This window comes from Desulfonatronospira thiodismutans ASO3-1 (assembly GCF_000174435.1).
Lineage (GTDB): Bacteria > Desulfobacterota > Desulfovibrionia > Desulfovibrionales > Desulfonatronovibrionaceae > Desulfonatronospira > Desulfonatronospira thiodismutans.
Genome location: NZ_ACJN02000001.1, coordinates 302,395 through 325,415, shown reverse-complemented (window position 1 = coordinate 325,415; position 23,021 = coordinate 302,395). Strand labels below are relative to the sequence as shown.

The following is a 23,021-nucleotide window of genomic DNA, read 5'->3' as shown; positions in this document are numbered from 1 at the left end:
TACACTATGGTATCTCAACTGGGGACAGGCACTTTTGCCGATGGAAAACCTTCAACTGCTCAAAAATCTCGGCGGCAAAAGAGCCAGTCCCCGGAGGCCAATCATAAGTTTCGCTGTAGTGTTAACTGATTTAAGATTTTAAACCGGAAAAGACAAGAAGCCTTCATGTCCTTGCCTGATAAACAACCTTCACCTTTATAAACTATGGAAAATTCAATTCGCATAAGCGGGGCCAGGCAGCATAACCTCAAGTCCCTGTCCTTAGAAATTCCCCGCAACAAGCTGGTGGTCCTTTGTGGTCCTTCAGGGTCGGGCAAGTCAACCCTGGCCTTTGATATTATCTATGCCGAGGGGCAGAGGCGCTACGTGGAATCCCTGTCCGTTTACGCCAGGCAGTTTCTGCCGCAGATGGACAAGCCCTTAGTGGACAAGATTGAGGGGCTTTCCCCGGCCATCTCCATTGAGCAGCATACCCTGTCCAGGAATCCGCGCTCCACTGTGGGCACGGTGACCGAGGTGTACGATTTTTTAAGGGTCTTTTACGCCAGGCTTGGGACTTCCACCTGTCCCGAGTGCGGCCTGGAGGTACAGGCCCAGTCCGCCAGCCGCATCATAGAACATATCATGGACATGCCCCAGGGTACAAAGTTTATGATTTTAAGCCCCTTAGTGAACAACAAAAAGGGTACGCACCAGGAGCTTTTGAAAAAGCTCAAGTCCCAGGGGTTTGTCCGGGTGCGCATAAACGGCGAGGTCCAGAGCTTAGACACTCTGCCCGCGCTGGATAAAAACCGCAAACACCGCATAGAGCTGGTGGTGGACCGCTTAGTGCACAAGCCGGACATGCGCAAAAGGCTGGCCGACTCGGTTGAACTGGCCCTGGCTTATGGCCAGGACAGCCTGCTGGTGTCCATTGTGGACGGCCGGGACATTTTTTACAGCACCCAGGCGGTATGCCCTGACTGCAAGATCTCCATGCCTGCTCCCAGCCCGCAGCTTTTTTCCTTCAACAGTCCCCAGGGGGCCTGCCCGGAATGTTCGGGTATCGGCAGCGTGGAGTATTTTGAGCCGGACCTGATAGCCCCCAACAAGGGCCTGAGCCTGAACCGGGGAGCAATCATCCCCTGGAAAAAGCCTGCGGTCTTTGCCAGGTACAAGGACGACCTGCTGGCCCTGGGCCGCAAATACGGCTTTGACTTAGACACCCGGCTGGCTGATTTCCCCCCGGAGGCCTTAGAAGCGCTTTTTGCCGGAGACAAGGAACTTGGTTTCGAGGGGGTGCTTAGCCTCCTGGAGGAGGGGTTCGCCATCGGCCCGGTCTGGCGTGATGAACTGGCCAGATACAGGCAGTCCAGGCCCTGTCCTGTATGCAGGGGGGCCAGGCTGAGGCCCGAGTCCTTGTCCGTGCACGTAAACGGGAAAAACATCTACGAATTTACCCGTTTGTCCATTCACAAGGCCTTAGAGTGGCTGCAAAGCCTGAAATTTGAGCAGTCCCAGGCCAGGATTGCAGAGCCGCTTATAAATGAACTGAGCCACAGGCTCAAATTTCTGGTCAACGTTGGCCTGGATTATATAAATCTGGCCCGGAACATGTCCACCCTGTCCGGGGGGGAGGCCCAGCGCATCCGCCTGGCAGGGCAGCTGGGCTCCGGCCTGGTGGGGGTGACCTATGTCCTGGACGAGCCAAGCATAGGCCTGCATCCCAGGGACAACGACCGATTGCTGTCCACCCTGCGCGAACTCCAGGGCCGGGGCAACACCGTGCTGGTGGTGGAGCATGACGAGGCCACCATCAGAAGCGCGGACCACGTACTGGAGCTCGGCCCCGGTTCCGGAGCTCTGGGCGGGGAAGTGGTGCACCAGGGAAGCGTGGATGCCCTGCTTGGTTCCAATACCCTTACAGGCAAGTACCTGCGCCGGGAGATGACTATCCCCAGGCCGGATAAAAGGCGAAACTCCGGTCGCTGCCTGACTCTGCGCGGAGTGAGCACCAACAACCTCAAAAACGTAGACTGCGACATTCCCCTGAACCAGCTGGTGGTGGTCACTGGAGTTTCCGGCTCTGGCAAGAGCTCGCTGGTGGTGGATTCGCTGTACAAGCACCTGGCCCTGGCCAGGGGACTCAAGGTGGATGAACCCGGAAGCATTGCCGGAATTGAAGGGGCGGAGCATATCGCCAAGGTGGTGCCCATTGACCAGTCACCCATCGGCCGGACCCCCAGGTCCAATCCGGCCACATATACCAAGGTCTTTGATGAAATCAGAAATATTTTCGCCGAAACCAAAGATGCAAGAAAGCGCGGGTACAAGCCGGGGCGTTTCAGCTTCAACGTGCGCGGGGGTCGCTGCGAGTCCTGCAGCGGAGACGGACAGATAAGGGTGGAGATGCATTTTCTGCCGGATGTGTTCGTGACCTGCGAGGTGTGCGGGGGGCAGCGGTACAACCGGGAGACCCTGGACATTGAGTACAGGGGGTATAATATCGCTCAGGTTCTGGATATGTCCGTGGCTCAGGCCAGGGTATTTTTCCAGAATTACCCGGTCCTGGAGCGCAAGCTGGGCATCCTGGAGGAAGTAGGCCTGGAATACCTGAGGCTGGGTCAGCCGGCCACTACTCTTTCGGGAGGAGAGGCCCAGAGGATAAAGATATCCAGGGAGCTGTCCAAGAAGAGCCTTCCAGGGACCCTGTACGTGCTGGACGAGCCCACCACAGGCCTGCATACCCACGAGGTGGGCAAGCTTATCCAGGTCCTGAACCAGCTGGTGGACAAAGGGGCTTCGATAATTGTCATCGAGCACAACTTAGACGTGGTGGCCTGTGCGGATTATCTCCTGGACCTGGGTCCCGGAGGCGGGGACAGCGGAGGATACATTGTGGCCCGGGGTACACCGGAGGAAGTCAGGGACAACCCCGGGTCGGTTACGGGCAGGTTTCTATCCCTTGAGACTTGATAAGGGCAGTCAGTGTAGTGACTTACTCTTGAAGCCCTGGCATAAAAAATTAGAAATTGTTATCAGTTAAGGGATCAGAAAAATACTGATGTACCGCCATAGTTATGCTTTGTCTGCAACAATAAAGAGAAGAGTTTTTTGACAGGATTAACCACGACAAAGACGCGTGGCAGGCATAGATTAAGAGATGGATTAAGAGAAAAGCATTTTTATCCCGCCCGGAAGGCGGGCTAAAAGGTCTTCAATCCGGCACTCACTTTCTTCCGGCATTCATGAGTGCCGGATGGCTAATGCAATCTGCGGCTTCCGGCCGCTGATTGCTTATCCTGTCCATCCTGTTAATCCTGTCTAAAAATTCTTGTTTTTTGTAACAGGCTTTCAACGGTTATGTCTGAAGTATCTGTTTAGCGCTTTTAAGGAAAGCAGGGGACAGGCACTCCGGGACCCACTTGAGCATCATTTTGTGCTTAAAACATCTCATTTTTTGGGACAAGTGGGTCCCGGAAGAGCCAGTCCCCATGCCACATGCAAAGCGCTAAACAGATACGTCTGAACAGTAACGGCATATTGGTATTTTGAACATCCATAATTGTTAATTGTTGAAGAACAAAAGCCTGAATTCACTGCCTTACCCTGATAACAATTAACAAATAACAGATAACTGGGTTGCGGGCATGGCCCGCGTTAGTGCAGCTCTACTTGTCTTTTTCTTTTCTGTTTTCTATGGCCACGCGGGTGGCCACACCCAGAAGGCCGCACAAAACTCCCAGGATAAGTGCCCGCAGGGGGTCGATGCCAAAGATCAGGCTGGCGGTCAGGCCCACGGTGCCGCCCAGTATAACGCCTCTGAATATTGGTATGTTCATGACTGTTTCCTCTTTGTTTTTTACAGACGGCTTAAACTGTAACCATTCAGGGGGGTGCCAGTTATCGGTTATCAGTTAATTGTTAATTCTATTTTCCGGGAGTTGCCTAAGTTTTCACCACCCAAGTAAATCCAGGCCACGGTGTAGCTCCCCTCCTTAGCCAAGGAGGGGCCGGGGGTGGTTGTATGAAATCCCTTCCTTATAAACATTCCAGAAGTCCACCACACAAGTAAATCCAGGCCACGGTACAGCTCCCCTGCTTGGCCTGGGAAGAAGCCGGTTAAGGAAGGGAGCTAAATATCGAACCACCCCCCAACCCCTCCTTAGCCAAGGAGGGGAGCAGATCGAGGCGTGGCAAGACTCTGTCGCATGCATCTGAATAAATACTCCTACTGGAGCTTGATTAAGGCAACTACCTTAAAATAACGTAACAGTTTCAGGGTGGGGAGTTCTGGGCAACATGCGGAAAATTAAAAGGTCGCCGCCTACCCAAGTTTATAATTCTATTTTCCGGGAGTTGCCTAAGCTTTCACCACCCAAGTAAATCCAGGCCACGGTGTAGCTCCCCTCCTTAGCCAAGGAGGGGAGCAGATCGAGGCGTGGCAACACTCTGTCGCATGCATCTGAATAAATACTCCTACTGGAGCTTGATTAAGGCAACTACCTTAAAATAACGTAACAGTTTCAGGGTGGGGAGTTCTGGGCAACATGCGGAAAATTAAAAGGTCGCCGCCTACCCAAGTTTATAATTCTATTTTCCGGGAGTTGCCTAAGTTTTCACCACCCAAGTAAATCCAGGCCACGGTGTAGCTCCCCTCCTTAGCCAAGGAGGGGCCGGGGGTGGTTGTATGAAATCCCTTCCTTATAAACATTCCAGAAGTCCACCACCCAAGTAAATCCAGGCCACGGTCCAGCTCCCCTGCTTGGCCTGGGAAGAAGCCGGTTAAGGAAGGGAGCTAAGTATCGAACCACCCCCCAACCCCTCCTTAGCCAAGGAGGGGAGCAGATCGAGGCGTGGCAACACTCTGTCGCATGCATCTGAATAAATACTCCTACTGGAGCTTGATTAAGGCAACTACCTTAAAATAACGTAACAGTTTCAGGGTGGGGAGTTCTGGGCAACATGCGGAAAATTAAAAGGTCGCCGCCTACCCAAGTTTATAATTCTATTTTCCGGGAGTTGCCTAAGTTTTCACCACCCAAGTAAATCCAGGCCACGGTGTAGCTCCCCTCCTTAGCCAAGGAGGGGCCGGGGGTGGTTGTATGAAATCCCTTCCTTATAAACATTCCAGAAGTCCACCACCCAAGTAAATCCAGGCCACGGTCCAGCTCCCCTGCTTGGCCTGGGAAGAAGCCGGTTAAGGAAGGGAGCTAAATATCGAACCACCCCCAACCCCTCCTTAGCCAAGGAGGGGAGCAGATCGAGGCGTGGCAACACTCTGTCGCATGCATCTGAATAAATACTCCTACTGGAGCTTGATTAAGGCAACTACCTTAAAATAACGTAACAGTTTCAGGGTGGGGAGTTCTGGGCAACATGCGGAAAATTAAAAGGTCGCCACCCACCCAGGTTTATAATTCTATTTTCCGGGAGTTGCCTTACCTGGAAAAACCGAATAACAAATAACAGTTAACAGATAAAAGGCATATATCCTCTGAAAAACTGAAGGTCAAATCTTATGCATGCGGACAAAAAAGAATTGCGGGCTGCGATGCTCAGGCAAAGAAGTTCCTTAGACCCCGGGGAGGTAAATGCCAAAAGCGCTGCCGTCATAGAAAATTTTCTCTCTACTAAGAAGCTCATGCAGCACACCTGTTTTCTGGTCTATCTGCCCATCAAAAGCGAGGTGGACACTAAGCCTCTGTTGCGGGAACTTCTGCAGCAGGGCCGTGAGGTGTACGCCCCGTACTGTGACCCGCACCGGCCCGGCAGGATGGAATTTTACCGGGTGCAGGACCTGAGCTGCCTGAGGCCGGGGTTTTGCAATATCTACGAGCCGGAGCCGAAACAGGAGAATATCTTTGAGAATCATGCTCCCTCTGTGGCGGTGGTGCCCGGGGTGGCCTTTGACGAATCCGGATACCGCCTGGGTTTCGGCCAGGGTTTTTATGACCGCTATTTCAGCCTGCTGTCAGACCCAGGGCCGCTGCTTGCGGGCTTTGCATACGATTTCCAGGTGGTGGAAAGACTTCCGGCAGATCCCTGGGATATACCCATGCATTTTATATTTACCGAAACAAGGACCATTGAAGTTTTTACCCAAAATAAGTCAAGCTGAAAATGGGTAAAAGTGCGGGAACCTGACTACTGGAGTGCAACTATGAATAGTCCGCAGTATATAAGTTTTTCTTTTCCCGGCCTGGAAAAAGTGACCTGTATTTTCGGAACCAGGCTGGGCGGGGTAAGTTCGGGAAGTTTCGGGCAGGGCAACATTTCCCTGGATGTGGAGGATGAACCTGCACGGGCCGGGGCCAATCGCAGGGCTTTGAAGGATGAACTGGGACTGTCCGGGTGGGTGGAGCTTAGGCAGGTGCACGGTACGCTTGTTCATTTTGACCCTGATGAAGACTGCCTGGACGGGTCGTCCCTGGAAGGCGACGGTCTTGGACTGTCCCGGCCTGGCCGGGGTGCTGTGATCAAGACCGCTGACTGCCAGCCGGTCATGCTTGCACACAAGTCCCAGGAATACGTCCTGGCCCTGCACTGCGGCTGGCGGGGCAACCGGGCCGGGTTTCCTGAAACCGCCGTAAGAGATTTGTGTAAATACTACAATCTCAGTCCGGCAGACCTGGCGGCTGTGCGCGGCCCCTCCCTGGGGCCATGCTGTGCCAGGTTCGAGCCTTTTGAGGAACATTGGACTCCGGAATTTGCCGATTATTATCATCAGGAGCAAAAAACAATGGACCTGTGGTCCCTGACCCGGGATCAGCTCCTGCAGGCCGGACTGCTCCCGCAGAATGTTTTTTCCCTGGATATGTGCACCATGTGCCGGGAAGAGCTCTTTTTCTCCTATCGACGGGAAAAAAAAGGCGGAAGGCAGGCCAGTATAATAAATATTTTTGCCTGAGTTTAAACAGGAAGTGACAAGCAATTCATCCTGGAAGAAATTTCTCACGCCCGGGCCGCCTCCGGCCCATAGGGCCTACGCCCCGGAGGGAAGCGGCCCTAGAGCCGCGGAGCAAGGCAGGAGGAAGAGATAAATATTTATATCCCCCGAGCCGGGGTCTTTGGATAAATTGACTTTTATACACTTACTGGTTACATGAAACATAAGGAGAGCTTAAGATGACTGTTCCAGTAAAAGAACGAGTGCGTAAACATCGAGAGGGGTTGAGGTCCGCTGGTATGCGTCCTATCCAGATTTGGATTCCTGATACCCGAGAGGAGGGATTTGGGGAGGAATGCCGCCGTCAGAGCCTGCTTGTAGCGAATGATCCCCAGGAGAAGGAAGTTCTGTCCTGGATCGAGGACGTATCCGACAGGGAAGGCTGGGAGTAATGGGAAGAGGCGACATATTGCCTGTTGTGCAACCAGGAACCTACGGCAAGCCTCGCCCAGCCCTGGTCATCCAGTCGGACTTTTTTGGCGTCCACCCATCTGTTACAATCCTGCCTATAACCAGCAAGCTGCGTGATGCGCCCTTATTTCGGCTTCGAGTAGATCCGACAGTCCAGAACGGACTGCTGTCTGTATCTGAAGTCATGGTGGACAAAATTACAACCCTGCCAAGTGATAAGTTGAGAGAGCCTTTTGGCCATCTCGAATACGAGTACATGCGGGAAGTAGAGCGGCTTCTGACTGTCTGGATGGGAATTGGATAGCTGTCATGGCTGCTTGACAAATTGTTTCGGGAGGCTGTTTCAGTCCACATTGCGGAATATGCGCTGCCAGGGGATTTCCAGTTCCAGGCTGTGCAGGGGCAGGTGGTGTTCCGGGGGGATGTCCAGGAGTTCCCAGGTGTCCTGCTGGGTGCGGCGGTATAGTTCCATGCGCCTGCGCTCCGGGTCAATGAGCACGAATTCTTTCAATGAGGGCAGGCTTCGGTAATATGTCGCTTTGTCTCCCCGGTCAAAAGCCGCGGTGGACTCGGACAAAACCTCGCCCACCACAACAGGGGAGCGCATGAACTGTTCTGCTTTGTGGTCCTCCGGATCACAGGTGACCAGGACATCTGGATAAAAATAAATCTCTTCCTTTTTTATTTCCAGCTTCATGTCCGCCATATAAACCCGGCAGGGCGAGCCTTCCAATGCCTGATCCAGAGAAGACGCGAGATTCAAGGTTATGGTAACATGCCGCCTGGAGGCTCCGCCCATGGCAAAAACCTCACCATGGATATACTGATACTTTTCCAGCTGGGCCGGTTCCCAGTCCAAGTATTCTGCAGCCGTCATGGGCTGCACGGGGTGAGCTTCTCCCATACCAATCTCCTTAAATAAGTTTGCCAGGACGGTATCCTGGCTGATATACGAACTATGATCGGTTGGTCAGTGTGCTGGAATACTGTATTTCAAATTATCATGAATCTCTGCAAAAAAGAAGGAAAAAATGAGCAATAAGGGGATAATTTTTGATCTGGACGGAACACTTCTGAACACTCTGCAGGATCTGGCGGATACTGTGAACAGTGTTCTCAAGGGCAGGGGTTGGAGCACGCATCCGGTGGATGCCTACCGCAATTTCGTAGGCGACGGGCTGACCATGCTCATCAGGCGGGCTGTACCTGAGGATGTCCAGGACCAGTCGGTCATCAATGAATGCATCCTGGCGGCCCGAGAGGAGTACTCCAGGCGCTGGGCAAACAGGACCGCTCCGTACCCGGGGGTACTTGAGGCGCTGGAAGAACTGGCCCGAAATGAGATTCCCATGGCTGTTTTGTCCAACAAGCCCCATGAGGCCACCCTGCATACTGTGGGACACTTTTTTCCGGACGGGTATTTTCAGGTGGTGCAGGGAGCCCTGCCCAATGGGGCTGTCAAGCCTGATCCTGAACCGGCTCTGGAGGTGGCTGCCAGAATGGGCCTGAAACCGGACCAGGTATATTTCCTGGGTGATTCCAACGTGGATATGTATACTGCGCTCAGGGCAAAAATGACCGCCCTTGGAGCTGCCTGGGGCTTCCGGGGCAGAGAAGAACTGCTGCAGGCCGGAGCACATTATATTCTGGAGTCGCCACAGGAGCTTTCCGAATATTTTTGAAAAACGGATGTTTTTCACTCCGTGCTTATATTGTAGTTCTTGAGCTTGCGGTAGAGGTAGCTTCTTTCCAGGCCTATGGCCTCGGCCAGTCTGGACACATTGCCTTCATGTTCTTTGAGTTTCTGATCCAGGAACCTGGCTTCGAACAGGGACCTGGCCTGTTTGAAGTCGTGGGGCATGGCATCTGGTATGTCGGGGGCACTTTTATCAGGTCCCTGCCCTGAGAGTGCAGCCTCCCTGATTTCCGCCGGGAGCATGGAAGCGCTGATCTCCTTGCCCTGATGCAGTATATACATCCTCTCAACAAAGTTCTTGAGTTCGCGTACATTTCCCGGCCAGGGGTGTTTCTGCAGTATGCTTATGGCATCAGGACTGAAACTCAGGGGTTTGAAATTGTGCTCCTGGCTCAACTGAGATGTGAATTCCTCCAGAAGGGGCGGGATGTCTTTTTTTCTGTCCCGCAAGGGAGGCAGGTTCAGGGGAAAGACGTTCAGCCTGTAAAACAGATCCTCCCGGAAATTGCCCTTCTTCATCTCCTGCTGCAGGTTCTTGTTGGTGGCGGCGATGACCCGGACGTTGACGTTTATGGTTTTGTGTCCGCCCACTCGCTCAAAACTCTGCTCCTGCAGGATTCGAAGTATCTTGGCCTGGGTCTTGAGGCTCATGTCTCCTATTTCATCCAGAAAAAGGGTGCCCCCGTCAGCCAGCTCAAACTTGCCCTGCTTGCAAGATGATGCTCCGGTAAAGGAGCCTTTTTCATGGCCGAAGAGTTCCGATTCAATGAGTTCTTCCGGGATGGCCGCACAGTTGACTGCAATGAGGGGATGATCGGCTCTGTTGCTTTTGATGTGCAGGGACCTGGCCACAATTTCCTTGCCGGTGCCGTTTTCGCCGGTAATGAGCACCCAGGCCTCGGTGGGGGCCACCTGTTCAATGTTCTGCCGAAGTTCCTCGATATGGTCTGACTCGCCGGTTATCCTGTGCACTTCCGCGGATTTGCTGCTCAGGCGCAGCTTGCGGTTTTCCCGCCTGAGCCTGGAAAACTCCAGGGCCTTTTCCGAGGTGATGAGCACCTTTTCCAGGGACAAAGGCTTTTCTATGAAATCAAAGGCGCCGCTCTTGATGGCCTGTACAGCGGTCTGGATATTGCCGTGACCGGAGATCATGACCACTGGCAGGTTGGGGTGGCTTTCCCTGAGGCGGTTTAAGACCTCAAGGCCGTCCATGCCCGGCAGCCAGATGTCCAGCAGGACCAGGTCCACGCCCGGGCCCAGAAGTCCAAGTCCCTGCTCACCGCTTTCGGCTTCCAGGGTCTGGTAGTTTTCGTCTTCCAGAATTCCTCGCAGGGAAAGCCGGATGTCTTCCTCGTCATCGATTATCAAAATTTTTCCGGACATATAAAAAGCGGGGTTCGGGGTTATACATGAAAGGCGTCTGGGATTTATTTATCAAGTGTCCTCTTTAGCTTTTTTTTATTCTGCTGTCATCTTTTTTCAAGCTGTCATCCTTTCGCGTACTTTTGCAGGTATGCCAGCAGACTGTCTCTGAGGGAGTGCATGAGGCTGTTTTGGGGCAGCATGGCAAAAATGGTGTCTAAGTAGCCTTTTTGAAGTACCCGGCGACAGGAATAAGCATAGTTGAGATCGTATATCCAGGAGGACATGAGCAGCAGAAAGTCGTTCTTATAGCGCATCCTGTGGTAATCGGCCAGCCTGCCGGATCTTACCTGCTCCAGTATTTCCGGGCTGACTTCGTTTGCATCCTCAAGCTCCAGGGTGATGGTGTTGCTGCCCTTTGAATCCCGGGAGATGTGGTGTAAAATAATGGGATATATATCCAGTTTGTCCGCGTCCCGAACTGCACCGGCCACTGCCCTGATGCCCGGGGCAAGGGTCCGGGGCAGGCTTTTTCTATTGTGGTAAAGTACAGATAGAAGAACGCACCTTTTATCAGGTGCAGAAAGTTTTCTTAAAACCTTTTCCCTGTGCAGGATCTTTGTACTTAAAAGGCCGTGGTTGACGGATATTTTGTCGTTGAATGTCCGGTAAAGCCAGTACTGCTCAAAGCGGCCCAGGTCGTGAAAAAGCCCGGCCAGAGAAGTCAAAAAACATGATTGCGGGTCAAAGCCATGATAAGATGCCAGCTCCCGGGCCTGTTCCATTACCCTCAGGCTGTGCTCTTTTTTCAGCTCAAAGTTTAAATCCCCAGCAGGTGCAGCGTCCATGAAAGCCTGGACATAATCCTGGAAATAATTCAGATATGGTTTGATATTCATTTGGATTTTTGGTTAGCGGGTTGTTGATTGAATGTAGTGACTTACTTTTAAATTACAACGCCTCAAAGGACAAGCGTTTAGCGGTAATAAGGCATAACTGAACCAAAAACAAAGAGAAGGCACATATGTATTGCGTACGCGCAGAGACCATATACACCGGCAGGCAGGTTGTTCAGGATGCCTGCCTTGTGTTTGATGATTCCGGCATAGTTGGGGTCTTTCCCGAGGTATACGGGGAAATTATCCGGGAATGCCGGGTCATAACCCCGGCATTTATTGATCCCCACAGCCACATAGGCATGGTCCGGGCCGGTGAGCCCAGGGCCGAGGCCGAATCCAACGACAGGCAGGATCCGATTCTGGTCATGGCCGATGCACTGGATTCGCTGCAGATGGATGACCAGGCCCTGCAGGAGGCTGTGGAAGCAGGGGTGCTTTATTCCTGCATACTTCCGGGAAGCGGTAATATAATTGGCGGCAAAAGCGCGGTTATTCGAAACTATGCCTCTGACAGCACCAGGGCCTTTGTGGACAGGGCCGGACTCAAGGCAGCCCTGGGATATAATCCCATGTCCACTACCTCCTGGAACGGCTCCAGGCCCACGACTAGAATGGGGGCGCTGGCCATGCTGCGCAACAGGCTGGATGAGGTGCTTGTCAAGGAAAAGCGCCGCCAGGCGGCGGACGAGGAAAAGAAAAAAGAAATCATCCTGTCCGCGGAAGAAGAGACTCTGCTTAAGGTTCTGAAGGGAGAGCTTGTTTTAAGGGTGCACGTGCACAAGATCGATGATATTGCCGCCCTATTGAGACTGGTGGATGAGTTTTCATTGCGTGTAAGTGTGGAGCACGCCATGGGTGTACACCATGGCGATATCTTCAAAGAACTGTCCAGGCGGGGTATTCCCGTAGTTTACGGACCCGTGGATGCTTTTGCCTACAAGGTGGAGCTGAAACACGAGAACTGGCGCAACCTGAAGCACCTTCTGGATTCAGGGGTGGAGTACGGTCTCATGACCGACCACCCTGTAACCCCTGCACGGCAGTTATTCCTGCAGACCCGCTGGTTTCTGCGCCTGGGGCTGTCCAGACAGGAGGTGGTGGAAATCCTGACCAGAAAGAATGCCGCCCTTCTTGGTTTAGATGACAGGCTTGGCACCCTGGAAAAGGGCAAATGGGCCTCTTTTATCTGCTGGAAAGATGATCCCTTTGATCTGGCCGGTTATCCGGAGGCAGTGTACGGGGAAGGCAGTGCTGTTTATACCGCTGAAGCGTGACAGGCATCTGCCAGGTGACAAACAACCGTTTTGCAGTTATTAAACCGGCCTGGCATTAACACTACAGCGAAACTTATGATTGACCTCCGGGGACTGGCTCTCCCCGCACTTATTTTTTCCAATAAAACCAAGATCGTTTGTAATAAAAATAAGTGCGGGGGTGCCTGTCCCCAGTTTAGACAGGTTGAAAAATTTTATAAGTTTCGCTGTAGTGTTAAAGGTTGCTTAAACTTCAAGCTGTTAAAGGAGTGTTATGTTTCTGGAAAGGATAGAGAATCCGGGTCTGGCCCAGTTTTCCTATATTGTGGGCAGCGAAGGGGTGTTTGCAGTTGTGGATCCCAGGCGGGACTGCCAGGTATACCTGGATATTGTCCGCAGCCAGGGGGGCCGGATAACCCATATTTTCGAGACCCACCGCAACGAGGATTTTGTTGTGGGCTCAAGGGAGCTGGCCGAAATCACCGGAGCCGGTATTTATCACGGTGAAGAGCTGGACTTTGCTTACGGTCTGCCCGCCCGGGAAGGAGATGAATTCCACCTGGGGCAGGTCAGGCTCAAGGTCTTGAAGACCCCCGGGCATACCCCGGAAAGCATCTCCCTTGTTATCCATGACCTGTCCACTGGAGATGCTCCCATTGGGGTATTTACCGGGGATGCGCTTTTCATCGGCGGTAGCGGGCGAACTGATTTTTACCCTGGACAGGAAGAGGAAATGGCCGGCCAGCTTTATGACAGCATTTTTTCCAGGCTGCTTACCCTGGGAGATCAGACAGTTGTCTATCCGGCTCATGGAGCAGGCTCGGCCTGCGGGGAGGGCCTTGCGGAGAGAAAGTTTTCCACCCTGGGATATGAAAGGCTTTGCAATCCGGATCTGCAGGCACAAAGCCGGGAAGCTTTTATACAGGCCAAACAGGGGGAAGAGCATTCTTACCCGCCTTATTTTTCGCGCATGGAAAAGTACAATCTTGACGGCCCGCCGGCCATAGTCCCGTTTAACTCATTACAGCCCATGGGCGCGGAAGATTTCGGCCAGGCCATGCAGGAGGGCATGCTGGCCTTAGATGTGCGCAGCCCCGAGGCCTATTGCGGGGCCTTTATTCCCGGATCCCTTTCTGTCCCCCTGGATATGCTGCCCAGATATGCAGGCTGGTTTGTGCCCCTGGACCAGGAGGTGGGTTTGATCGCGGAGTCACACCGGGACCTGGATTCAGCCTGGGAATATCTGTTGCGGCTGGGATTCGACCGGGTCAGGGGCTGGCTGGAAGGAGGTCTGCATGAATGGTCGGTACAGGGAAAGCGCTACGAGCATGCCCCTGTTGTTTTTGCTGGAGAACTGCAAAAACGTCTTAGTTCCGGGGAAGACTTTACTATTCTCGACGTGCGTACCAGAAAAGAGTTTCACAAGGCACATCTCCCGGGTGCCCAGCATATTTTCCTGGGAGAACTGCCGCAAAGGATGCAGGAGATAGGCCCCGGCAGGCCGGTAACCGCGTTTTGCGGCAGCGGAAAGAGGGCGGTCATAGCTGTTTCCCTTCTGCGGCAACACGGGATAAGGGAAGTGGAAAACTGCCTGGGTTCCATTCAGGCCTGCTCCAGATCTCTTTGCGAGATAGTGTCTTCGTGAGTTTTTTATGATTCTTGAGCATGCAAAAATGAGCAATGCCGCAGGTCAATAAGATGCAGAAGTTTCCGGAATATGTGTTGAGCCAGGCGGTTATGACCATCAAGGCGGCCAGGATGTGGGTTCTGGCTGCGTTTATGATCTATTGCGCCGCTGCGGTCGTGGCCTGGAGTCAATCCGAACATTTTGATTTCATGGAGGCCCAGTTCGGAACACTGGTGGAACAGTTCGAAGGGCTGGGGGCCTGGGAATTTATCCTGCGTATCTTTGTGCACAACCTTATAGCCAGTTACCTGGCCTTGTGCTTTATTGTCTTTTTTGGCGCGGTACCCCTGGCCCTGGCTGCACTGAACGGATTTATGCTCGGCTGGTTCATCAACTGGATGGATCATTTCTCCGGGCTGGATTTTTTGATCATGCTCGGTCCGCACGGAATTTTTGAACTGCCGGCCATGTTCATCGCTTTTGGAGTCGGCATGTGGCGGGGCGTGGGTTTCCGCATGGACCAGGAGCAGCCGGGCTGGGTGGAACGTCTGAAAAGGGTGCACTGCGTCTTTGCCGTCTTTGTGGTGCCGTTGCTTTTTGTGGCGGCCATCCTGGAAGGCCGGTACCACCTGCTGGAGCTCTTGATGTAGATTGTGAGCAACTATGCTCTTTGGGGTCTGCTTTTGTTCTAAAAGCTGCGTAAAGAAGAAAATTTCGGATCAGATTATGTAGGCTGTTTTAAGCTTCAGATTCTGTGACTATTCAGCACCTGCGGACGAAAAGCCAGTGGCCGGGGGGGAGCGAGTTTTTACGTCCTGTTTGCCGAATTTCCGGACCACTGGAGGTCACTATCATTTAGGTGAAAAGTAGCCAGATTCTTAAAGATCAGGTTTGATTTTCAACATTAATATCCCGGAGGAAGGAATGTGGGAATACACGGATAAGGTTAAAGAATTTTTCTTGAACCCCAAAAACGCAGGCGAAATAAGCGATGCCGACGCAGTGGGCGAGGTGGGCAGTCTGGCCTGCGGGGATGCCCTGAAGCTCTTTTTGAAGGTGGATGATTCGGGTGTCATTCAGGACGCCAGTTTCCAGACTTTCGGCTGCGCCAGCGCCATCGCCTCCAGTTCGGTCTTGACCGAGCTTTTAAAGGGCAAGACCGTGGACGAGGCATCCAGGATCACCAATAAAGATATTGCCCGGGAACTCGGAGGGCTTCCCAAGGAAAAGATGCACTGCTCGGTAATGGGGCAGCAGGCCCTGGAAGCGGCTCTGAAAAACCTGCGTGGTGAAGAGGCTGCCACCCGTGATCTTGAGGGGGAAGTGGTCTGCGAATGCTTCGGTGTCACGGATGAAGAGATAAAGAGGGCCATCCGGGATAATAACCTGACCTCGGTGGAGGATGTGACTCATTATACCAAGGCCGGGGGTGGCTGTGAAGATTGCCACGCAGAGATAGAAAAGCTTTTGGACCAGGTGCGCTCACAAACTCTTACCCCTGTGGAGCCGGTGAGCGAAGAAAGGCCCATGACCAATATCAAGCGCATGCAGCTGGTGACCAGGGTAGTGGACGAGGAGATCCGGCCAAGCCTGCACAAGGATGGAGGAGATATAGAACTGGTGGATATTGAAGGACCAAAGGTCATGGTTTCCTTTCGCGGAGCGTGTGCCGGATGTCCGTCCAGCCATCTCACGGCCAAGGAAGTGGTGGAAAAAAAGCTCAAAGAGCGCGTTGATTCTCAGATCCAGGTGGAGGAGGTGCGGTTGTGAAAGTCACATATCTGGATAATAACGCCACCACCAGGGTGGCCCCGGAAGTAATGGAAGAGATGCTTCCCTTCATGGATACCCTGTACGGCAACCCCTCCAGCATGCATACCTTCGGCGGTCAGGTACAAAAGCACCTGGCCCAGGCCAGGGAGCGTGCAGCACAGGCCCTGGACTGCTCCCCGGAGGAGATCATTTTTACCTCCGGCGGCACCGAAGGGGACAATGCAGCCATTTTCGCCGCGGTGAACTCCCAGCCGGACAAACGCCACCTGGTTACCACCCGGGTGGAGCATCCGGCGGTTCTAAACACATGCAAGTATCTCGAGGGCAGGGGGTACGAGGTGACTTATCTGCCGGTGGACGGATACGGCCGGGTGAACCTGGATCAGCTCAGGGAAAGCCTGCGTCCGGATACGGCCTTAGTGTCGGTAATGTATGCCAACAATGAGACAGGCAATATTTATCCGGTGCAGGCCATGGCCGAAATGGTCAAGGAGAGGGGGGTACTTTTTCATACCGACGCGGTGCAGGTCATTGGAAAACTTGACCTGTCCATGCAAAAGCTCCCTGTGGATTACCTGGCCCTGTCCGGGCACAAGATTCATGCTCCCAAGGGTGTGGGGGCCATGTTTGTGCGCAAGAAAGCGCCTTTCAGGCCTTTTATCCTGGGCGGGCACCAGGAAAACGGGCGCCGGGCAGGCACGGAAAACACCGCCGGTATTGTCGGCCTGGGCAGGGCCATGCAGTTGGCGGCCATGGATATAGCCGAGGAAAATACCCGGGTAGCTGCCCTGCGGGACAGGCTGGAGCAGGGTTTGACCAGAGAAGTGGAGCAGACCAGGATCAACGGTGACCGGGAGTCCAGACTGCCCAATACCCTGAATATTTCCTTCAAGTACGTGGAGGGGGAGGCTATCCTGCTCATGCTGGATACTCTGGGCGTGTGTGCCAGTTCCGGGTCTGCCTGCACTTCGGGCAACCTGGAACCCTCTTCTGTGCTGCGGGCCATGGGTGTACCCTTCACTCACGTGCACGGCTCAATCCGCTTCAGCCTCAGCCGTTATACCACCCAGGAGGAAGTGGACCTGGTCCTGGACCACCTGCCAGGGATTATCAACAAGCTGCGGGATATGTCCCCCTTTGGCCAGGGCCGCGAGCCGGCAGCATCAGCGCCCCGGTACTAATTCCAATTTGCAATCAAGATGATCTTAATGTTTATCACTACAAACCCTTTGGCAATGCTTTTCTTATCTGCGGAGATCTGCGCAATCAGCGGCCAAGATTCTTTGCCTTTGATGTCACCATTTGCATGAAGAAGAAATATTTTAGCCGCTGATCTCGCCCCAGTGAAATAATAAGAGATTTCACGGGGTAAACTGATCTACGCTGATTAAAATCATTTTGATAGCAATATAGAATAAGTAATCCCCGAACCTTTCTGCTTGATGCAGCTGCGAACAGTCGGAAAGTAAAACAAGGCTTTAACACAACCATGCAACAAGAAATACATAAGCCCGAAGGCCTGCAGTCCAGGGCCCTTGCCCTGGTAGAGAACCAGAAGTTCCAGCGCCTGGTTATAGCTGTAATCATACTAAACGGTATTGTTCTCGGGCTGGAAACCTCGGACAGAATCATGTCCCTGGCCGGGCCGGTTCTCTTGACCATTGACAAGCTGTGCCTGGGCTTTTTTGTGGTGGAACTGCTCATCAAGATGTATGCCCAGCGCAGGCAGTTTCCAAGAGACGGCTGGAATGTCTTTGATTTCCTGGTGGTGGCCGTCTCCCTGGTCCCGGAGCAAGCCGGGCTTGCAGTCCTGAGGTCCTTGAGGGTGCTCCGGGTGATGCGCATGATTTCCGCCCTGCCAAGCATGCGGCGGGTGGTGGGAGCCATGCTTCATGCCCTGCCCGGGGTAAGTTCTGTGGCCGGGATCATCGCCATTGTCTTTTATGTGGGCGCAGTCATGTCCACCAAGCTGTTCGGACAGGAATTTCCGGATATGTTCGGCAGTATCGGGGCTTCCCTGTATACCCTGTTTCAGGTCATGACCCTGGAGGGCTGGTCCGAGGATGTGGTCCGGCCGGTAATGGAAGTCTACCCCCATGCCTGGCTTTTTTTCGTGCCTTTTATCCTGGTGACTACTTATACTGTCATCAACCTGGTTGTAGGTATCATAGTAGGGGCAATGGAAGACCGGGCCATAGAAGAGGGGTCCAAGCAGGACCCGGCAGTAGTACTCACCCGGCTTGAAAAACGCCTGGATGATATGGACTCCAAGATGGAAGAACTGCTCAGGGAAAAAAGAAGATAAAAAAGTGTTGACAGACAGAAAAGAAATAGATAGTAATAGTTACTAATACGAACATTTAGCAACACAGGAGGTAGATTATGAGCAAGACCCAGAAGAATCTGCAGGATGCCTTTGCCGGTGAGTCCCAGGCCAACCGCAAATACCTGGCCTTTGCCAAGCAGGCTGAGAAGGAAGGATTTCCCCAGGTGGCCAGACTGTTTCGGGCTGCTGCCGAAGCCGAGACAGTGCATGCCCATACTCATCTGAAAAACATGGGGGAAATCAAGACCACAAAAGAGAACCTGGAAACGGCCATTGCCGGGGAGACCCACGAGTTCAAGCATATGTATCCCCAGATGATCAAGGAAGCCGAGGAAGAAGGCCACAATGCGGTGAAAAGAAGCTTTCAGTTTGCCAATGACGTGGAAGAGGTCCATGCCAACCTGTATAAGAAGGCCCTGGAAAAGATGGAAAACCTGGAAGAGGCGGAGTACTACATCTGTTCTGTGTGCGGATACACTGTAGAAAACGATGCACCGGACAAGTGCCCCATCTGCAACGCAGTCAAGAAGGCCTTTTACAAGCCTGAATAAAACCGGTTTGTATTTTTAAAAGGTATGAGCCAGTGGCGCAGAAGTAGAATCTTCAGTGCCACTGGCTTTTTTGGTTGAAGCTTTGTAACTGTTCACCATATATATTTCCAGTGGTCCGGAGATTCGGCAAACAGGACGTAAAAACTCGCTTCAAGGAAGAGTAAATCAAAACCTATACACGGGATTGAAAGCCAGGATATTCCTGTAACATGCTTTGAATCAAGTTCGGTGTTTTACGGTTTTGATTAACTCTTCCTACGTCGCTCAAATCCCGCACTTACTTTCTGGCAAACTTTGCTTTGAAAATTGGTTGGACATAGAAAAGTAAGTGCGGGACCCAGTTTGCCGAACCCCCGGACCCTGGCTACTCGTCCTCAGGTGGTGAATAGTTACGAAGTTTTCAGCTTGGCTGAAATATACAGGCAGGTTCTTGCTAATTGTTTTTGGGGACTATTACCAGGTTGCCCTGGTGATTCAAAATATCCACCTCTACCCCGTAGACCGCCTTAACCATCTCCGGGGTCAATTCTTCTATCCCGCCGTGGTGATAAATACCGCCGTCTTTTAGAAACAAAAACTTATGCGCGAAACGCAGGGCCAGGTTCAGGTCGTGCATGGTCATGACCGCTGCCAGTTCGTGTTCCTGGACTACAAAGTCGATGGTGCGCAGGATTTCCAGCTGATTTTTCAGGTCCAGGCTGCTGGTGGGCTCGTCCAGAAGCATGACCGTGGGCTCCTGCACCAGGGCCCGGGCGATGCATACCTTCTGCAGCTCGCCTCCGCTCATCTGGTCCAGGTGGCGCAGGGCGAGTTCTTCCAGTCCCAGGCGTTTGATGGCGGCGTCAACTATGCGCAGGTCATTGTGGGTCACTTTCCACCCAAGATAAGGCCTGCGTCCCAGAAGTACGGCATCAAAAGCGGTCATGCGTCCCATTTCCGTTTTCTGGGCCACGTAGCTCAGGTTCCTGGCTATCTCCTCGGAGCGCATCCTGAGAACATCGCGGTCTTTGACCAGTACCCGGCCCTGGCTTGGCTTGAGGATGCGGTTGATGCAGCGCAACAGGGTGGTCTTGCCTGCGCCATTGGGGCCCAGGATGCCCAGTATTTCCCCGTGGGCCACCCTGAAGTCCAGGTTTTTGAGTACCAGTCCCTGGTCGTATCCTATGCACAGGTCCTGTACATTGAGAATCATGGCCTGCGCCCCTTTATCAGCAGATACAGAAATGCCGGTGCCCCCAGAAAGGCGGTGAGTACAGATACCGGCAGAACATGCGGGGCCAGAATGAGCCTGGCGGCCAGATCCGAGGCCAGAAGCAGCACCCCCCCGGTGAGGCAGGAGGCGGGCATGAGAAAACGGTGATCATCGCCGATGACCCGGCGCACTATGTGCGGGCAGATAAGACCCACAAAACCTATGATTCCCAGAAAGGAGACTATTGTGGCCGTGGCCAGGGAAGCCATGAGCATGCCCAGAAGGCGGACCCGGTCCACCCTGACCCCAAGTCCTCTGGCTGTCTCGTCGCCGGCCTCGATGGCGTTGTAGTTCCAGCGGTTGTAGACGAAAAAAACCAGGCATACGGCCACCACCACGGCCATAATGCGGATTTCATTCCAGCCTGCGCGGCCTACGTCCCCGAAGGTCCAGAAGACCATGGCCGCCAGCTGTATGTCGTCGGCAAAATACTGCAGAAACATGGTCCCGGCGTTGAACAGGGCCCCCAGGGCCACGCCGCTCAGGACCAGTACTTCCGGGGTGGCCCCGCGCAGCCTGGAGATGGCCACGATGACCATGGAAGTCAGCATGCAGAAGATAAAGGCCACTATGGTGGTCAGGTAGGGGTTTAATATGCTTACCGCCCCCACCTGGGTGCTCTGCATGACTCCGGCTCCCAGGATCATGACGGCCAGGGCGGCCCCGAACGCACCGGCCTGGGAAATGCCCAGGGTGAAGGGAGACCCCAGAGGGTTTCTAAGTATTGACTGCATGGCTGCGCCGGCAGCGGCCAGTCCGGCTCCGGCCAGAAAAGCGGCCAGGGCGTGGGGCAGGCGGATATTTAAAACTATGGTCTGAAAGCGCGACTCTTCGCCCTGGCCAAGGAGGATGCGCAGAACATCAGAGGCTGGAATGTAAACAGCCCCCTTGGATATGGCCAGGATGAAAAACAATACCCCCAGGACAGCAAGAAAGATAAGAAACAGTCCCTTGCGCCGGATATATGTCCTGTACTCAGGAGGCAGGTGTCCGTTCTCGAAGTGTGACATAGCTTATTTTTAACCATTCAGTTGGTGCGGAGACCGGCTTGAGGACAGTCCCCGCGATAACCTTTCCTGTACAAATTAATATATGACAAAAGCTAAGTTGTGTGAACCTGCATAGATAGTACTCAGCGGGGACAGTCCCCAAGACTGGTGCCAGTAATCAATACCGAGGACCCCCTGAATGGTTCCGTTTATTCCAGGTCGATCCTTGAAAAACCCATGCCGTCAAACTGACGGTTCATCTCTTCAAAGGCCTTGTCCTCATTCAGAAATACGGAAATCTCTTCAGCCTTGCGCATGGGGTCAATATCCTGGAAGCGTTCAGGATAGAGAACGCTGCCGATATAATAGGCATTGGCGAAAATGGTTTCAAAGTTCTGCGTATAGTAATTATATGGGAACACCCCGTACACCCTGCCTTCAGCAACAGCGCTGAGATGCCTGTATGCCGGGTCTCGCTGCAGCTGGTCTCTGGCGTTGGCCCCTCTGTCCAGCTGCATAGTGGACAGGTCCAGAAAAATAATTTCCGGGTCCCAGATCATGATTTTTTCTTTGGATACTGTGGCGTGATCCAGCCTTTTATCTTCGGTGTTCAGTTCGTCAGCCACATTGCGGGCATTTAAAAATTCAAAAGGTGCATAAGATGGTTCGGTGGACTGAAAACCGTGGGGGCCTCTGTGAGCCACCCCTCCGATGTAGCAGGTGGGCCTGTCCTGTTCCGGGATGTCCCGGGTGCGGCTTCTGAGGTCCTCTTCCAGGTCGTCAAAATACTCTATTACCTCCCGGGCCCTTTCTTCCTCGTCCATGACCCTGCCCATGAGGAGCAGAGAGTCGTCCAGGTCATCTCTGGCATGAGTTAGATTGCCGTAGTAGAGGCTTATCACCGGGATACCGGTTTTGTCCTGCAACTGGTCCGGGTTGGGTCCTGAATCAGGGTTGACCTTGAAGATTACCTGGGGCTGGGGATCAAGTCCGGCTATAAGTTCCGGGGAGTCGTGCCCGCGGAATTCTCCGAAAAGCGGGTAATCCTTGAACTGGGGGTTGGCCAGGGCATAGGGGCGGGGATTGATGCCTGAATCGCGTTTTTCCATGCTGTCCACGCCCACAATGCGGTCATGGGCCTGAATATAGGTCAAAAGCCTCAGGCAGCCTGAGCCGGAGCAGATGACCCTGTCCACCTGGGAGGGGATGCTCAGTTCCCGGCCGGTATTGTCGGTTATGCTTATTTTGTCTTTGGCTTCCAGGGTTCCGATTGGTGCCGCCAGAATCGCCAGCATGACCATGCCGGCGAGGAAAGCAAATCCGGGCCGGAGAAAATTGCCGAAGAAATGTCCAGGTGCAGGTTTAAGCATATTTGTATCTCCTTAAATAAAGGTTTTATGTCCTCTTTCGAAGTATCTCCAAGGCAATACAGTGGTTTTCAGCTAAGCCAGGCAGAGATTATCGGCCTCTGAGCATTAACGCCTGAGTACAAATGGCAAGGATTATGTATCCCTGGAATCTGCCCCGGTAGACCATGAACAAAAATTTACGGGTTCAGCGTGCCAGGCAGAAGTGCAGATCGTTACACGAATAAAAAAAAGATGTCAAAATGAAAACAATGTCGGTTGTGCAGTAACACGTTGAAGGGCTGAAGTATGCAGAGTATATGGTGTCCAGGGAGCGATTTGTAACAATTAATGTCCAGGGAGCTGGCCCGCATTCCCATGGATAAGCTTCAGAAATACATAGTGGAGATGGAATCCTTTTCCGGAAATGCGCAAACAGCGGACAAGATAACCAGTGCGGATCCATATTCTGTGGTCTGGGACAAGTGATTACTGGAGGCTATGTCTGCAAAAAAGTCCTGCGCTATACAACCAACACTGTTGGGTCCGGTGGAAACCGGATGTGGTGAGACTTCTCGAAAGCGAAACACAAAACATAAAAACAGAAT

General features: G+C 53.1%; 22 protein-coding genes. 14 read left to right on the top strand and 8 right to left on the bottom strand.

Going from position 1 to position 23,021, the window contains the following annotated elements:
* Window positions 1-204: 204 nt before the first annotated feature.
* Window positions 205-2,955, top strand: coding sequence for an excinuclease ABC subunit UvrA (uvrA, locus tag DTHIO_RS01530; protein ID WP_008868597.1), 2,751 nt, complete (start codon window positions 205-207; stop codon window positions 2,953-2,955).
* Between the two features lie 695 nt (window positions 2,956-3,650).
* Here the strand turns inward: uvrA and DTHIO_RS21775 are convergent.
* Window positions 3,651-3,821, bottom strand: a complete 171-nt coding sequence (locus DTHIO_RS21775) for a hypothetical protein (RefSeq protein ID WP_008868596.1) — start codon at window positions 3,819-3,821, stop codon at window positions 3,651-3,653.
* Between the two features lie 1,679 nt (window positions 3,822-5,500).
* Here DTHIO_RS21775 and DTHIO_RS01525 point away from each other — a divergent pair.
* The 3 genes from DTHIO_RS01525 (at window position 5,501) to DTHIO_RS22850 (ending at window position 7,320) form a co-directional block, all read left to right on the top strand.
* Entirely contained in the window at window positions 5,501-6,100 is a 600-nt protein-coding gene (locus DTHIO_RS01525) for a 5-formyltetrahydrofolate cyclo-ligase (protein ID WP_008868595.1), read from the top strand.
* Window positions 6,101-6,142: 42 nt separating this feature from the next.
* Entirely contained in the window at window positions 6,143-6,889 is a 747-nt protein-coding gene (locus DTHIO_RS01520; protein WP_008868594.1) for a purine nucleoside phosphorylase YfiH/LACC1 family protein, read from the top strand.
* 218 nt (window positions 6,890-7,107) lie between these two features.
* Window positions 7,108-7,320, top strand: a complete 213-nt coding sequence (locus DTHIO_RS22850; RefSeq protein ID WP_008868593.1) for an antitoxin MazE family protein — start codon at window positions 7,108-7,110, stop codon at window positions 7,318-7,320.
* Here the strand turns inward: DTHIO_RS22850 and DTHIO_RS22195 are convergent.
* On the bottom strand, window positions 7,233-7,415 hold the full coding sequence (locus DTHIO_RS22195; RefSeq protein ID WP_244156287.1) for a hypothetical protein: 183 nt from the start codon (window positions 7,413-7,415) through the stop codon (window positions 7,233-7,235). The genes DTHIO_RS22850 and DTHIO_RS22195 overlap by 88 nt on opposite strands.
* On the opposite strand from DTHIO_RS22195, the gene DTHIO_RS22845 reads away from it, so the two are divergent.
* Window positions 7,347-7,643 carry a type II toxin-antitoxin system PemK/MazF family toxin gene (locus DTHIO_RS22845; RefSeq protein WP_353740052.1) on the top strand — a complete coding sequence of 99 codons (297 nt, stop codon included), beginning with the start codon at window positions 7,347-7,349 and terminating at the stop codon, window positions 7,641-7,643. The genes DTHIO_RS22195 and DTHIO_RS22845 overlap by 69 nt on opposite strands.
* 39 nt (window positions 7,644-7,682) lie before the next feature.
* Here the strand turns inward: DTHIO_RS22845 and DTHIO_RS01505 are convergent, their stop codons facing one another.
* Complete coding sequence (locus tag DTHIO_RS01505; RefSeq protein ID WP_008868591.1) at window positions 7,683-8,243, bottom strand: Uma2 family endonuclease; 561 nt, start codon at window positions 8,241-8,243, stop codon at window positions 7,683-7,685.
* 127 nt (window positions 8,244-8,370) lie between these two features.
* Between DTHIO_RS01505 and DTHIO_RS01500 the strand changes: the two genes are divergently transcribed.
* Entirely contained in the window at window positions 8,371-9,021 is a 651-nt protein-coding gene (locus tag DTHIO_RS01500; RefSeq protein WP_008868590.1) for an HAD family hydrolase, read from the top strand.
* A 14-nt stretch (window positions 9,022-9,035) separates the two neighbouring features.
* Here DTHIO_RS01500 and DTHIO_RS01495 read toward each other — a convergent pair whose 3' ends face one another.
* Together DTHIO_RS01495 and DTHIO_RS01490 are read right to left on the bottom strand one after the other, a co-directional pair.
* Complete coding sequence (locus DTHIO_RS01495; RefSeq protein WP_008868589.1) at window positions 9,036-10,418, bottom strand: sigma-54-dependent transcriptional regulator; 1,383 nt, start codon at window positions 10,416-10,418, stop codon at window positions 9,036-9,038.
* Between the two features lie 104 nt (window positions 10,419-10,522).
* Window positions 10,523-11,296 carry an HD domain-containing protein gene (locus DTHIO_RS01490; protein WP_008868588.1) on the bottom strand — a complete coding sequence of 258 codons (774 nt, stop codon included), beginning with the start codon at window positions 11,294-11,296 and terminating at the stop codon, window positions 10,523-10,525.
* Window positions 11,297-11,421: 125 nt separating this feature from the next.
* Between DTHIO_RS01490 and DTHIO_RS01485 the strand changes: the two genes are divergently transcribed.
* From DTHIO_RS01485 to DTHIO_RS01455, 7 genes are all read left to right on the top strand, one after another.
* A complete protein-coding gene (locus DTHIO_RS01485; RefSeq protein ID WP_008868587.1) occupies window positions 11,422-12,570 on the top strand; it encodes an amidohydrolase family protein in 1,149 nt (382 codons plus the stop codon).
* 253 nt (window positions 12,571-12,823) lie between these two features.
* On the top strand, window positions 12,824-14,194 hold the full coding sequence (locus DTHIO_RS01480) for an MBL fold metallo-hydrolase (RefSeq protein WP_008868586.1): 1,371 nt from the start codon (window positions 12,824-12,826) through the stop codon (window positions 14,192-14,194).
* A 35-nt stretch (window positions 14,195-14,229) separates the two neighbouring features.
* Window positions 14,230-14,826 (top strand): stage II sporulation protein M, encoded by a 597-nt coding sequence (locus DTHIO_RS01475; protein WP_040417364.1) that lies wholly within the window; start codon window positions 14,230-14,232, stop codon window positions 14,824-14,826.
* Window positions 14,827-15,100: 274 nt separating this feature from the next.
* Window positions 15,101-15,946, top strand: coding sequence for a Fe-S cluster assembly protein NifU (gene nifU, locus DTHIO_RS01470; RefSeq protein ID WP_008868584.1), 846 nt, complete (start codon window positions 15,101-15,103; stop codon window positions 15,944-15,946).
* Window positions 15,943-17,130, top strand: coding sequence for a cysteine desulfurase NifS (gene nifS, locus DTHIO_RS01465; protein ID WP_008868583.1), 1,188 nt, complete (start codon window positions 15,943-15,945; stop codon window positions 17,128-17,130). Before nifU ends, nifS begins: the two co-directional genes overlap by 4 nt.
* A gap of 308 nt (window positions 17,131-17,438) precedes the next feature.
* Window positions 17,439-18,254 (top strand): ion transporter, encoded by an 816-nt coding sequence (locus tag DTHIO_RS01460; protein WP_008868582.1) that lies wholly within the window; start codon window positions 17,439-17,441, stop codon window positions 18,252-18,254.
* A gap of 77 nt (window positions 18,255-18,331) precedes the next feature.
* Window positions 18,332-18,826: a rubrerythrin family protein gene (locus tag DTHIO_RS01455; protein ID WP_008868581.1), complete on the top strand. Its 495-nt coding sequence runs from the start codon at window positions 18,332-18,334 to the stop codon at window positions 18,824-18,826.
* 433 nt (window positions 18,827-19,259) lie between these two features.
* Here DTHIO_RS01455 and DTHIO_RS01450 read toward each other — a convergent pair whose 3' ends face one another.
* The 3 genes from DTHIO_RS01450 to DTHIO_RS01440 all read right to left on the bottom strand — a co-directional run bounded on the left by DTHIO_RS01450 (window position 19,260) and on the right by DTHIO_RS01440 (window position 22,437).
* Complete coding sequence (locus DTHIO_RS01450; RefSeq protein WP_008868580.1) at window positions 19,260-20,018, bottom strand: ABC transporter ATP-binding protein; 759 nt, start codon at window positions 20,016-20,018, stop codon at window positions 19,260-19,262.
* Complete coding sequence (locus DTHIO_RS01445) at window positions 20,015-21,088, bottom strand: FecCD family ABC transporter permease (RefSeq protein ID WP_008868579.1); 1,074 nt, start codon at window positions 21,086-21,088, stop codon at window positions 20,015-20,017. The genes DTHIO_RS01450 and DTHIO_RS01445 overlap by 4 nt, the downstream gene beginning before the upstream one ends.
* Window positions 21,089-21,276: 188 nt before the next feature.
* On the bottom strand, window positions 21,277-22,437 hold the full coding sequence (locus DTHIO_RS01440) for an iron ABC transporter substrate-binding protein (protein ID WP_008868578.1): 1,161 nt from the start codon (window positions 22,435-22,437) through the stop codon (window positions 21,277-21,279).
* Window positions 22,438-22,764: 327 nt separating this feature from the next.
* On the opposite strand from DTHIO_RS01440, the gene DTHIO_RS21290 reads away from it, so the two are divergent.
* Window positions 22,765-22,902: a hypothetical protein gene (locus tag DTHIO_RS21290; RefSeq protein ID WP_153305054.1), complete on the top strand. Its 138-nt coding sequence runs from the start codon at window positions 22,765-22,767 to the stop codon at window positions 22,900-22,902.
* The last annotated feature ends 119 nt before the right edge of the window (window positions 22,903-23,021 follow it).